The 13,635-nt window shown below is 70.0% G+C and carries 5 protein-coding genes; 3 read left to right on the top strand and 2 right to left on the bottom strand.

Annotation, left to right across the window (positions count from 1 at the left end; all coding sequences use genetic code 11):
* Nucleotides 1–3 precede the first annotated feature (3 nt).
* Complete coding sequence (locus tag MYSTI_RS10120; protein WP_015347650.1) at nucleotides 4–4,029, top strand: non-ribosomal peptide synthetase; 4,026 nt, start codon at nucleotides 4–6, stop codon at nucleotides 4,027–4,029.
* Nucleotides 4,026–6,653, top strand: a complete 2,628-nt coding sequence (locus tag MYSTI_RS40620; protein ID WP_015347649.1) for a MupA/Atu3671 family FMN-dependent luciferase-like monooxygenase — start codon at nucleotides 4,026–4,028, stop codon at nucleotides 6,651–6,653. The genes MYSTI_RS10120 and MYSTI_RS40620 overlap by 4 nt, the downstream gene beginning before the upstream one ends.
* 48 nt (nucleotides 6,654–6,701) lie before the next feature.
* Here MYSTI_RS40620 and MYSTI_RS10110 read toward each other — a convergent pair whose 3' ends face one another.
* Nucleotides 6,702–9,644 (bottom strand): non-ribosomal peptide synthetase, encoded by a 2,943-nt coding sequence (locus MYSTI_RS10110; RefSeq protein ID WP_015347648.1) that lies wholly within the window; start codon nucleotides 9,642–9,644, stop codon nucleotides 6,702–6,704.
* Between the two features lie 104 nt (nucleotides 9,645–9,748).
* On the opposite strand from MYSTI_RS10110, the gene MYSTI_RS10105 reads away from it, so the two are divergent.
* A complete protein-coding gene (locus MYSTI_RS10105; RefSeq protein WP_015347647.1) occupies nucleotides 9,749–11,068 on the top strand; it encodes an MFS transporter in 1,320 nt (439 codons plus the stop codon).
* 41 nt (nucleotides 11,069–11,109) lie between these two features.
* Here the strand turns inward: MYSTI_RS10105 and MYSTI_RS10100 are convergent, their stop codons facing one another.
* Nucleotides 11,110–13,569: an ABC transporter permease gene (locus MYSTI_RS10100; RefSeq protein WP_015347646.1), complete on the bottom strand. Its 2,460-nt coding sequence runs from the start codon at nucleotides 13,567–13,569 to the stop codon at nucleotides 11,110–11,112.
* Nucleotides 13,570–13,635: the final 66 nt, after the last annotated feature.

Raw genomic sequence — 13,635 nt, 5'->3', positions numbered from 1 at the left:
GGTGTGAAGAACGTCGAGGACGTCTACCGCCTCTCGCCGATGCAGCAGGGGATTCTGTTCCACACGCTTCGGGCCCCGGAGACGGGGACGTATGTGGAACAGATCTACTGGACGTGGCACGGCGAGTTCCAAATCGAGCTGCTCCAGCGAGCCTGGGAGCTCGTGGCGGAGCGCCACAGCGCGCTGCGCTCCGCCTTCTTCTGGGAGGGTCTGCCCGAGCCGGTTCAAGCCGTGCGCCGGAAGGTCCGGCTCCCCTGGGCGCTGCACGACTGGCAAGGAACACCGGAGGCGGATTGGCAGCCTCGCTTCGAGGAGGTGCTCGAAGCCGACCGCCGCCAGGGCTTCGTCCTCGCGGCGGCGCCGCTGCTGCGCCTCTACGCCGTCAAGCTCACGCCCGAGCGGCACCTGTGTGCCCTGAGCTATCACCACCTGTTGATGGATGGCTGGTCGGCGCCCCTGTGCCTCCAGGAAGTCCTGCGGCTCTACGACGCCTGCCGCCGAGGAGAGGACGCCGGGCTTGAGCCCGCGAGGCCCTTCCGGGACTACATCGCCTGGCTGGACCGCCAGGACCTGCCTCGAGCGGAGCACTTCTGGAGACAAGCGCTCCAGGGCTTCACGACGCCCAACGTCCTCGGTATCGAGCGAGCCCAGAGGCCCGCGAGCACGAAGGAGCGCTACGGTGTCCGGTCCCTGCGTCTCTCCGCGGAGCTGAGTGCACAGCTCGCGGTGCTCTCGCGCAAGCACCAGCTCACCCTGAGCACGCTGGTGCAGGGGGCCTGGGCCCTGCTGCTGAGCCACTACAGTGGCCTCGCGGATGTCGCCTTCGGAATGGTGACGTCTGGCCGTCCCCCGTCGCTGCCGGGGGTGGAGGCGATGCTCGGCACCTTCATCAACACGGTGGCGACCCGCGTGCGAGTGCCACCGGAAGCCCCTCTCATCCCCTGGCTCAAGCAGCTCCAGTCGGAGCAGTTCGCCGCGCGCAGCCACGACTTCACGTCGCTCGTCGACGTCCACGGCTGGAGCCAGGTGCCACGAGGAAGGCCCCTGTTCGAGAGCATCATCATCTACGAGAACTTCCCCACCCCCGAGGGCGTCGCGAGTGTGAACGGCCGCTCCCGGGTGGATGGCTTCGCGAGGACCGAGGGACGCACGGGGTACCCCATCAGCCTCGTGGTGCTGCCCGAGGCCGTGCTCACGCTTCAAATCAACTATCAGGAGGGCCGCCTGGCAGCAGAGGCCATCGAGCGGATGCTGGGGCACTTGCGGACCTTGCTCCACTCCATCGCGGAGACGCCCGACGCGCGGCTCCAGGATGTCGGCATCCTCGACGCCGCCGAGCGGGGGCGGCTACTCATCGAATGGAACGACACCCGCACCGCCCTGCCCCAGGAAGCCTGCGTCCACCAGCTCTTCGAGGCGCAGGTCGCACGCACGCCCCACGCCATCGCCGCGAGGATGGGAGCGCACCAACGGACCTACGCGGAGCTGGAGGCCCGCGCCAATCAAGTCGCCCACTTCCTGCGCGCCAGGGGCGTGGGGCCCGAGGTCCTGGTGGGCCTCTACCTCCCTCGCTCGCTCGAGCTGCTCGCCGCGCTGCTCGGCATCCTCAAGGCAGGAGGCGCCTATGTCCCGCTCGACGTCACCTCGCCTCCGGAGCGACTGGGAAAGCAGCTGCACGACTGCGGCGGCCCGCTCGTCCTCACGCACACGACCGCGCGACCGGGGCTCCCGGCGGAGGCCCGCGCGGTGTGTCTCGATGAGGTCGAGGACCTCCTCCAGGCCCAGGAGCGCTCCGCGCCGGAGGGGCAGGTCCACGCGGACAACCTCGCGTATGTCCTGTTCACGTCGGGCTCCACCGGGCGGCCCAAGGGCGTCATGGTTCCGCACCGGGGCGTCGTCAACTACCTCGCGTGGAGCGAAAGAGCCTATGCGGCGGACGAAGGCGCGGGGACGCTCGTCCACTCGCCCCTGAGCTTCGACCTCACCGTCACGTCGCTCTTCACCCCGTGGCTCACGGGGAAGACGGTGACGCTCGTCGCCGAGGGAGAGGGCGGAGAGCCACTCGCCGCGGCGCTCCAGACGGAGCGTGGGCTCAGTCTGCTCAAGCTCACGCCCGCGCACCTGGAGCTGCTCTCGCATCTCCTCCCCGCCGCCGAAGCCGAGGGGAAGACGCGCGCCTTCGTCATCGGCGGAGAAGCCCTGTGGCCTCGGCAGGTCCAGTTCTGGAAGACCTTCGCGCCCGGCACACGCCTCATCAACGAGTACGGCCCCACCGAGACAGTCGTGGGGTGCTGCACCCATGAAGTCACCCAGCCACCGACAGAGGGGGCCTCCCTCCCCATCGGCCGCCCCATCTCCAACACGCGGGTCTACGTGTTGGATGACCTGCGACGCCCCGTTCCCATCGGGCTTCCGGGAGAGCTGTATGTCGGCGGCGAAGGGGTCACGCGAGGCTATCTCGGGCAGCCCGCGCGGACCGCCGAGCGCTACGTACCGGACCCGTTCAGCCAGGAGCCTGGAGCGCGGCTCTACCGCACGGGAGACCAGGTCCGTTGGCTGCCCGAAGGGCACCTCGAGTACCTGGGCCGCACCGACTTCCAGCTCAAGCTGCGGGGCTACCGCATCGAGCCAGGAGAGATCGAAGCCATCCTCCAGCAGGACGCCTCCATCCAGCAGGCCCTCGTCGTGGTCCGCGAGGACGTGCCCGGAGACAAGCGCCTCGTGGCCTATCTCGTCCCCACGACAGGGGCAGCCCTCGCGCCCGCCTCCCTGCGCGGTGCGCTCCGGGAGAAGCTGCCCGAGTACATGGTGCCCTCGGCCTTCGTGGTGCTGGAGGCCTTCCCCCTCACGCCCAACGGCAAGGTCCATCGCGAAGCCCTGCCCGCGCCCGAGGCCACCACCGCCCCGCCCCGCACGGTCCTCGTCGAACCAGGCTCGACGGAGGAGAAGCTCGCCACCCTCTTCGCCGACGTCCTGAGGGTGCCGAGCGTCGGCCGCCACGACGACTTCTTCGCATTGGGAGGCCACTCCCTGCTCGCGGTGCGCCTCATGGCCGAGCTCGAGCGTCGACTGGGACGGAGGCTGCCGCTCGCGATGCTGCACACCCACTCCAGCGTCGAGCGCATCGCGGCCTTCCTGGATGGCGCGGAAGCAACACCCGCCTCCACGCTCGTCCCCCTTCAGCCCCGGGGCGCGCGTCCGCCGCTCTTCCTGGTCCATCCCATCGGGGGCAACTCGCTCTGCTACTTGCCGCTCTCCAGAGCACTCGGAGGGGACCAACCGCTCCACGCCTTCGAGGCACCGGGACTCGACGGCAAACGCGAGCCTCTCGACAGCATCCCTCGCATCGCGGCCACCTACGTCGAGTTGCTGCGCGAGCGTCACCCCCAGGGTCCCTACCTGCTGGGAGGCTGGTCCATGGGCGGCGTCATCGCCTTCGAGATGGCCCGCCAGCTCACCCACGCCGGCGAGCGCGTGGCCCACCTCTTCCTCTTCGACAGCTGGATTCCCGCCCTGACTCCGCCGTCCGTCCCCCAGCCCCCTCGGAGCGAGGTCGAGGTCCTGGCCTCACTCGCCTCCGAGTTCGGACGCATGGCGGGCAAGCCCCTGTCCCTCTCCGCGACGGAGCTGGAGCCCCTCGCCACGCCCGCGCGACTGGCGCTGCTGCACCAGCGCGCCAGCGACGCGGGAGTCCTCCCCCCAGGCATGGGGCAGCGAGAGCTCACCGTCGTGAGCACCGTCATCCAGGCCCATCTGCGCGCGATGTTCCAGTACCACCCGCCCCGGGACTACCCAGGCCCCATCTCCCTCTTCCGCCCGCTGAAGGGGCCGCGAGTTCCCCCCTCGGACCCTTCCGGTGGCTGGGCCGAGCTCGCGCTCCAGCCGCTCCGGCTCCACCCCATTCCAGGCGACCACCACACGTTGCTCACCGAGCCACACGTCCAGGTGCTCGCCGCCCTGCTCCAGTCCGTCCTGGGGCCGGCTCATCCCGAATCCCATCTCTTGTCCGGGAGGACATCGAACCCATGAAGAACGTCGAGGATGTCTACAAGTTGTCCCCTCTCCAACGGGAGCTCCTCGCGCGGCCCTCGTCGTCGCCCGAGCCCCGTGTCGAACATCTCCAATGGAGCTTCCGCGGCGAGCTGGATGAAGCGGCCCTGGAGGGCGCGCTGAAGGAGCTGGTGCGCCGTCATACCGCGCTGCGCACCGCCCTCTTCACCCAAGGCCTCCCGGAGCCCATGCAGGTGGTCCGCGCCCAGGTCGACCCCACCGTGGAGCGACACGACCTCACGGGGCTCCCGGAGGCGGAGCAGACCGCGCGCATCGAGCAGCACCTGGCGACGCAGCGCGAGCGGGGCCTGAACCTCATCGCCGCGCCCCTCGCCGGGCTGACGCTCTTCCGCACCTCGCAGGCCATGGGGACGTGCGTCTTCGGCTACAGCCCCCTCGTGCTGGACCGGGCCTCGGCGCGCATCTGCGTCAAGGAGCTCTTCCAGCTCTACAAGGCCACGCGAGAGAAGTCCGAGGCGGGACTCGAGCCGGGCCAGCCCTTCCGCAAGTACGTCGCCTGGCTGGAGCAGCAGGATTCGCGCGAGGCGGAGGTGCGCTTCCGGGAGGCCCTCCACGGCCTGCCGCCGTCGATGCTCTCCGAGCGCGCGGGGACGCAGGAGCTCCCTGGCGCCTCGGACTGGCTCACGCAGCAGCTCGTCCTCTCCACCTCGGAGAGCGAGACCGTGCAGACCTTCCTTCGCAAGAACAAGGTGGGCCTCGGCACGCTGGTCCAGGCGGCCTGGGCGGTGTTGCTGCGCCTCCAGACGGGCCACGCGGACACGCGCTTCGGCGTGTACTCGCCGGGCCGCCCCGCGGGGACACCGTGGAGCGAGGTGATGGTGGGGGGACTGGCGAACACGCTCCCCCGACGCATCTCCGTCCCCTCCGAGGGCAACCTGCTGCGCTGGCTGCGAGGCCTGCACGCCGACCTGAGCGCCTGGCAGTCCGCCGATGGCGTCTCCTCGGCGCAGGTCCGGCAGTGGCTCGGCGTCCCGGAGGGCGCACCGCTCTTCCAGAGCGTCGTCTCCACCGAGGAGCTCGCCGAGGACGACGTGCTGGTGCCGCTCGCGCGCGGACTGGGCTTCCAGCCCCCCGCCGTTCCGCTCTCCGCGCCCGCGCATCCGCTCACCGTCGGCGTGGTGTCCGCCGCACGCGTGTCGCTGCGGCTCACCTACGACACGCGCCGCTTCGAGTCCCTGGCCATCATCCACCTCACCGGTCAGCTCCACGGCCTGTTGGTCGGCATGACGACGCAGCCCGAGCAGGACCTCTCCGCGCTCCTGCAATCGACGGAGGAGCCGCCGCGCGTCACCGCGTCCTCTTCGAGAGAGCTCGGCCCTCGGGAGCTCCAGGCGTTGCTGGCGCGGCACCCCGCCGTGCGCCAGGTCACCGTGACGCAAGGCCCCCAGGGGCTCGTGAGTCATGTCGTTCCCGCGCCCCGTCCAGGCGCGGGGAAGAAGCTCGACTTCAGCCTCTTCTTCTTCGCCGATGACGGAGGCGGCTCGGAGCGCTATCGCCTCTACCTGGAGGCGGGGAAGTTCGCGGACCAGAACGGCTTCTCCGCGGTGTGGTCGCCCGAGCGCCACTTCCATGAGCATGGAGGGCTCTATCCGAACCCCGCCGTGCTGAACGCCGCGCTGGCCACGGTGACGAAGAACGTGGGCCTGCGCGCGGGGAGCGTGGTGCTGCCGCTCCAGAGCCCGTTCCGGGTCGCCGAGGAGTGGTCCATCGTCGACAACCTCTCCAAGGGGCGCGCCGGCATCTCCATCGCATCCGGCTGGGTGCCCAACGACTTCGCCTTCGCGCCCGAGAACTACGCGAACAAGCGCGAGGTGATGTTCCGCAACCTGGACCTCGTCCAGCGGCTCTGGCGAGGTGAGTCCATTCCGGCGAAGGACGGCGTGGGCAACGACATCACGCTGCGCGTCTTCCCCCGGCCCGTCCAGGAGGAGCTGCCCATCTGGGTCACCTGCGCGGGCGGGCTGGACCTCTTCGAGAAGACGGGCCGCGACGGCTATCACATGCTGACGTCGCTCCTGGGCCAGTCGCTCGAGGACGCGCTCCAGAAGACGGGCGTCTACCAGACACACCTGAGGAACGCGGGGCACGACCCGTCCAAGCGGGTGGCCACGTTGATGATGCACACGTTCCTCGGCAAGGACACGCAGGAGGTGCTGCACAAGGTCCGCGAGCCCCTGACGTCGTACCTGGCCTCGCACGTCCACCTCATGCAGACGATGGCCAAGAGCCTCAACCTGCAGGTGGACATCAACGAGCCGAAGTGGGTGCGCTACGTCGCCTCGTTCGCCTTCGAGCGCTACTACCGGACGGGGGCGCTGATTGGCACGCCCACCTCATGCCTGCCCATGGTGGACCGCATCATCGAGGGCGGCGTCAACGAGGTCGCCTGCTTCATCGACTTCGGCGTGGAGACGGACGATGTCCTCGAGAGCCTCGTGCACCTGGCGGAGCTCAAGCGGCTCGTCGATGACGAGGCCCTGCGCACCCGCCATGTCCTCAACGAGTACCTGGACGAGCGCCTCCCGGGTGCGCGTCCGGCGGTGACGTTCAACGTGGTGGAGGCGCTTCCGGCCGTGGCCTGAGTCCTCCACCTGGGGACAGCCTCGCGGGGGAAGCCCCCCCGCGAGGGCTCAGGCGCCCGGCTCGCGCAGCAGCTGCCGCACGGCGTCCACGAAGAGCGTCACGTTCGACGGGTCCATCATGTCGAAGTGCGGGGTCATCACGCGCTTCTCGATGTCGAACGGGTGGATGTTCAACGAGCCTCCGACGAACGGCCGCCACCGCTCCAGGGCGGCGTTGCCTCGCACGCCGATGATGTCCACGCGGCCCGCGTACGGGCGCGCGGGCCGGTAGCGCGCGTTGAGCTGCTCGCACCGCCGCGTCACGGCCAGGGCCCGCCGCGCGCCAGCGCCGTCGATGCCGGGGATGAGGAGGATGCGGTCCGCGGGGGCATGGTTCGCGAGCGCCAGCTCGACGAAGTAGTCCCAGGCGCCGTGCTCGTCGAGCTGCGCGTACCGCTTCGGGTCGAAAGCCTCTGGGAAGGCCAGCTGCAACATCGGGCCGATGTGGCGCGACTCGCCCGTGACGAGATAGGCGATGGCGAAGCGCCAGACGGGTGTCTGCGCCTGGAGCGCCTTCATCATCGGCACCGCGGCGCGGAGCTTCGGCATCGTCAAGGACAGCCGGAAGAGGGGCCGCATGAGCTCCCAGAGCGTCCGCGCCTTGAACTGGAACCAGCGAGGCCGAGGCCCGCTCGTATCGAACATGACGACGCGGGAGACCTCCTCCCCTTCGGCCTGGAGCCGCGACGCCATCTGGAAGGCGACGTGGCCCCCCAGCGACCAGCCTCCCAACAGGTACGGTCCCCGAGGCTGCACCTGCCGCAGGGCCGTCAGGTAGTCCTCGGCCATCCGCTCCACGGTCATCGCCGGCGCACCGCCGTGGAACAGCTGCTGCGCCTGGAAGACATGCACGGGGCGCTCTTCGCCCAGCTGTCGGACCAGGGACATGTAGGGGAAGGCCCACCCTCCCGCGGCGTGGACCAGGAAGAAGGGGCGCCCCTCGCCCTTGCGCTGGAGCGTCACCAAGGGAGAGCTGGCAGCGCCTTCTTCGCGGCGCAGCAACTGGGCCTGCCGCGCGAGGGTGTCCGCGGCGAGCAACTCCGACGGCGGGATGGCCTTCGACAGGCGGCGCTCCACTTCGCTCGCGGCCCGCGTCGCCGACACGGAGTCCGCGCCCAGCTCCAGGAAGAGGTTGTCCTCCAGCCCGATGGGGCTGATGCCCAGCACCTCTTCCCAAATCCAGGCGAGCTGCCGCTCCCAGAGGTCTCTCGGCTCCACATAGGGCCGCGCATTCGCGGGACGGCCCCGGGCGCGGACGGTGCGCTGTGCCTCCTGCAACCGCTCCTGGTAGAGCTTGCGATTGGACGACCGCGAGAGCTTGCCCGAAGTGCTCTTGCGCAGCGTCCCCTGCTCGACGATGTCCACGTCCGCGACGGTGACGTTGAGCCGGGTCCACACCTTCTCGCGCAGCGTCCGCCGCAGCGCCTCCCGGTCGGTCTCCGCCCCTTCCGGCTCCAGCATCACGATGACGTCCTCGGTGCCGGCCGCGTCGTCGAAGAGGCCGAAGACCACGAGCCGCCCGGGCTTGATGCCCGGCACCTCTCCCGCCACCTCCTCCACGTCGCTGGGGTGGACGTTGTGGCCCCGGTGGATGATGAGGTCCTTGGCGCGGCCGGAGACGTACAGCTCTCCCTCCGCCAGATAGCCAAGGTCTCCCGTCTTGTACCAGCCGTCCTCGGTGAACGCGTCCAGCGGGAGCAGCCCGTCCACCCCGTAGCCGGGGATGCGGCTGGAGCCTCGCACCTGAATCTCACCGACGCGCCGCTCGCCCGCTTCGCTTCCGATGCGCACCTCCATCTCCTCGAGGACGCGTCCACAGGAGACGAACGTCAGCCGCTCCGCCTCGGGAGTGCCCTCGGGAGCGGGGGCGGCCCGCTGGTCGGCGGAGACCTCGCGGGCCAGGACGTGGTCCACGCGCGCGGCACGGCCCAGCTCCGTCTGGGTGACGGCGAAGGTCGTCTCCGCCATCGCGTAGCACGCGTGCAGGTGCTCCGCGCGAATGCCCCACTTCTCGAAGCGCCGCAGGAAGTGCTCATGCGAGCGGTGGCGCACCGGCTCGCTGCAGTTGATGAAGGCCCGGAGGGAGCCCAAGTCCAACCCCTCCAGGTCCGCGTCCTGGATGCGCTCCGCGCAGAGCTTGTACGCGAAGTTCGGCAGCCAGATGAGCGTGGCCCGATAGGTGGAGAGCGCCTGGAAGAGGGTCACCGGCTCCGCCAGCCACTCGAACGGAGACATGTGGACGGACAGGTGTCCCTGGTAGAGCGGCACCAGCAGGCACGCCACCAATCCCATGTCATGGTAGAGCGGTAACCAGCTCGCGACCCGGTCCACCGGACCTAGGCCCAGGGCCTTCGCATACGTGCCCGCCTGACTGGCCATCATCTCCCCGGTGATGCGCACACACTTGCGCAAGCCCGTGGTGCCCGAGGAGAACTGGAGGAAGTCCGCGGACGGCGCCGGAAGCGCGGCGACGGGCGCCGCATCCAGGACATCCTCCGGGGGAAACTCCACCACCTGGGACGGAAGCCGCGCGCGCGTGACGACGCCCGTGAACTCGCGGGAGGTGATGACCCACCGCGCTCCCGTGGACAGCGTGATGGGGCGAAGCGTCTCGTGGAAGCGCTCCTCGCTCTGCTTGAGCGAGGGGAACGAGAGGATGGAAGGCAGCGCCCCCGCCGCCATCGCGCCCAGGAAGCCGAGCACCTCTTCATACGGCGAGGCACTCAGGACGAAGAGGATGTCTCCAGGCTGGACCCCCGCCTGGACCAGCGCCGCGCCCATCGACCGGATGCGCGCGTGCAGCTTCGCCCAGGACAACACCCGAGGCGCACCGGCCTTGGACAGGAACGCGAGGCCGTCATCATCCGGCCGCGAGGCCGCATGCAGCTCGATGCGTTCAATCAACGAGGTGACGGGAGAGGCCACCACTCCCCGCGCGAGGTTGCCAAGCATTGCCGCAAGCTAACGAGCCCCCATCATGGACTTCAAGGAGTTACTGGGTTTTCACTTAAAACAAGTGAAGCGTGCTAGCTTGTGACAAGCGCACGAGCTCCGACATGCGAAGATTCCTGCTCATCTGCCTGGCGCAGTTCCTGTCCATGCTGGGCACGTACACGACGTCGTTCGGCCTGGGTGTCTGGCTCTACCAGCGCACGGGTTCTTTGACGCTCAACAGTTGGGTGTCTCAAGCAGCCATCCTGCCGATGCTGTTGGTGGCGCCGCTCACCGGTGTGCTGGTGGACCGGTGGGGACCGCGCAAGGCGATGATGGCGGGCCACCTGGGCGCGGCCGTGGCGCCGTTGGTGTTGACGGTGCTGTATCGGGTGGACGCGCTCCACGTGCCGGCGATTCTCGCCATGATTACGCTGGGCGCGCTCTTCAACTCGCTCCACTTCCCCGCGCAGTCGTTGGCGCTGACGTTGATGGTGCCCAAGGAGCAGTACGGGCAGGCGAACGGGGTGGTTCAGTTCTCGATGGCCGTGGTGCAGGTGCTCTCGCCGCTCATGGGCGCGTGGCTCATCACCCGGGTGGGCTTGGACGGCGTGCTGCTGACGAACCTGGCCACGTTCATCGTGGCGCTGGGCATCCTGCTCGCGGTGGCGATTCCGTCCCTCCCCAGCACCCCGAAGGAGGCGAGCACGCGCGGCTCGCTCCGGGCGGAGATGACCGAGGGGTGGACGTATGTCCGTCAGCGCCCGGGCCTCTCGGGCCTGCTGGTGGTGATGGGCATGGCGAACTTCAACCTGGGCATGCTGCAGATTCTCGTGGTGCCGCTGGTCCTGGGGTTCGCCGACACGCAAGCGCTGGGCACCATCCAGTCCTTCGCCGGCGTGGGCATGCTGCTGGGCGGCGTGTTCATGATGTTCTGGGGCGGGCCCCAGCGGCGGATTCTCGCGGCGCTCGGCTTCCTGATGCTCCAGGGGGTGTTGCTCCTGATGGGAGGAGCGCGCGTCTCGGTGTGGCTGGTCGCGGTGGGCGCGTTTGGAATCATGGGCTCGCTGACGCTCATCGTCGGAAGCCTCACCGTCGTCTGGCAGCGCAAGGTCCCCATCGCGCTCCAGGGCCGGGTGTTCTCCGTGCGCCGCGTCGTCGCCCAGGCCATGTTCCCGCTGGCCTATGCCCTGGCGGGTCCGCTGGTGGATGACGTCTTCGAGCCGCTGATGGCCCAGGGCGGAAGGCTCGCGGGGAGCGTGGGCACGGTGCTGGGCGTGGGGAGTGGACGCGGCGTGGCGCTGCTGCTGGTCCTGCTCGGCGTGATGACGGTGACGACGGCGGTGCTCTGCTTCCTGGCCCCCAGGCTCCGCCGCCTCGAGGAGGACCTGCCCGACGCCGAGGAGGACACAGTCTCCCCGGCGCCCATGGCCGCCGCGTCCTGAGGGCGGCGACTCAATCACAGACATCACACCCGGCGCGGCGCTCAGCCTCCCGAGCGCAGCACCGTCATCGGGTCCACGCGAGAGGCCCTGCGGGCTGGCAGCCAGCTCGCGAGCAGCGCGACGCCCAGCAGGAGGACCGCCACCCCCGCGAGGACCCACGGGTCGGTGGTGCTCACCCCATACACCATCCCCGAGAGTCCCCGGCTGAGCGCCAGGGAGCCCAGGGTGCCGAGCACCACGCCCGTCCCCGCGAGGGCCGTCGCCTGTCGGAGCACCAGCTTCAGCACGTCCCCGGACGTGGCGCCCAGGGCGAAGCGGATGCCGAACTCCTGCGTGCGCTGCGCCACCGCGTAGGACACCACGGCCGCCAGGCCCGCCACCGAGAGCAGCAGCGCGACCACGCCGAACGCCCCCAACAACAGGAGGCTGAAGCGCCGCGCGGCCAGCGAGCTGGAGTGCAGGCTCTCCACCGTGCGCAGGCGCGTCGGCAACTCGGGAGCCAGCTCGCGCACGACGGGCCGCACCGCGGCGACCAGGGCCTCCGAGCCCGAAGTGCCATGCACTGCGAGGTGGAAGGAGGAGGACGCCCGCAGCCGCTGGCGTGAGCAGCCATAGAATGTCGCCTTCGGCGCCTCATCCAGTCCCTGGTCGCGAACGTCCGCCACCACGCCCACGACGGTGAAGGGGCGCAGGTCTCCGTCCATGTTGCCGAACTGGATGAGCTTGCCCAGCGGGTCTTCACCGGGCCAGTGGGCCTTCGCGAGCGCCTCGCTGACGACCGCCACGTGCGGTGCATCCACGGTGTCGCGCGCATCGAAGAGGCGCCCGCGCACCAGCGGGATGTCGAGCGCGCCGAAGTAGCCCTCGCTCGCCACGCGATACTCCGCGTAACCGGCTCGCTCGCGCTCATGCGCCAGCCGACCGAAGTCCTCGAAGTTCTTCACCTCATCGGGGCGGTTGAGCATGACGAAGGTGCCGTTGCCCGAGGAGCCTCCCTCCAGCGGGAAGCTGCTCACCGCGCCCACCGCGCGCACCCCAGGCAGCGCCGCCAGCTTCGAGATGAGGTGCTCCTGGAACTGGACGTTCTGGCGCCCCACCGCCTCCTCCTTCGCGGGAGGAAGCACCAGGCTGAGGACCGCGACGTCCTCGGTGCGGTAGCCCGGGTCCACCGAGAGCAACCCCATGAGGCTGCGCCCGAGCAGCGCCGCGCCCACCAACAACACCAGCGCGAGCGCGAGCTGCCCGACGACCAGGGCCCGACGCATGCGCTCCGCGCCCCCGCCGCCGGCCTGCGTCCGCCCGGACTGCGTGAGCGTGGCCCAGGGACTCTGGCGCGCCGCGCGCAGCGCCGTCACCAGCCCCAGGCCCACCGCGAGCAGCAGCGAGAGTCCGAAGGCGAAGCACAGCGCCGTGGCATTCACGGAGACCTCCGCGGCGCGCGGCAGGTGTCCCGAGTCGACCGCGAGCATCGCGGGCACCCCCCAGGTGGCGAACAGCGCGCCCAGGGCTCCACCCGTCAGCGACAGCACCAAGGACTCCGAGAGGAACTGACGCACCAACGCCCCCGGCCCCGCCCCCAGCGCGACGTGGACCGCCAGCTCGCGCCGACGCGTCGCCGCCCGGGCGAGCAGCAGGTTGGTGACGTTGGCGCCCGCGACGAGCAGCAGGAAGGCCGCCGCGCCCAGCAACAGGTAGAGGGTCGACCGGGCACTCCCCACGAGGCTCTCATGGAGCGGCACCACCGCGACGTCCTGCATGCCCGTCTCCAGGCCGTGCTGCTCCTTCAGCTCGCGCGCGAGCCCCGTCAGCTCCGCCTGGACCGCGCGCAAGTCCACGCCCGGGGCCAGGCGGCCCACGACGTTCCAGTTGTGCGCGGTGCGGCTGGGCCGGCGCGCCTCCTGCTCGCGGGGCGTCCACATCTGCGCGCCCACCGGGTAGTCGAAGGACTCGGGCATCACCCCCACCACGGTGTGGGCACGTCCCTCGAAGGACAGCGTCTCCGACATGGGCAGCGGCCGGCCTCCCAGGTGGCGCTTCCAGAAGGCCTGGCTGACGACCACCACGGGAGCCCCACCAGCGCTCTGCTCCTCGTCCGTGAACGAGCGGCCCGTGACGGGCTGGACCGCGAAGGCCCGGAAGAAGTCGCGCGAGGCGAGCGCCAGGTTGGCGAAGGTCGGCTCATCGGTTCCCGTGACGGTGACGCTCATCGCCCCCGACACCTGGGCCACCGCACCGATGGTGCGGCTCCGCGCCTGCACATCCTCGAAGTTGGGGTCCGAGAACCGCATCGACTTGCCCGCGCTCGAGAGCTCCGACAACTGCACGAGGCGCTCGGGGCTCGGGTAGGGCAAGGGGCGAAGCAGCACGCCTTCGACCACACTGAAGAGGGCGGTGCTCGTCCCGATTCCGACCGCCAACAGCAGGATGCAACTGAGCGCGAAGCCCGGGTTGCGGAACAGTGCGCGCAGCGTCTGGCGCAATCCACCAAGAAGGGTGTCCACGGTGAGCCTCTCCCGAAGCCAGCGCGGCTTCTCGGGCGGGTACGTCGGTGCTGGCAGACGATTGCC

Source organism: Myxococcus stipitatus DSM 14675, assembly GCF_000331735.1.
Taxonomy (GTDB): Bacteria; Myxococcota; Myxococcia; order Myxococcales; family Myxococcaceae; genus Myxococcus; species Myxococcus stipitatus.
The sequence above is the reverse complement of the archived record's forward strand: the minus strand, read 5'-3'. Positions and strand labels throughout refer to the sequence as shown.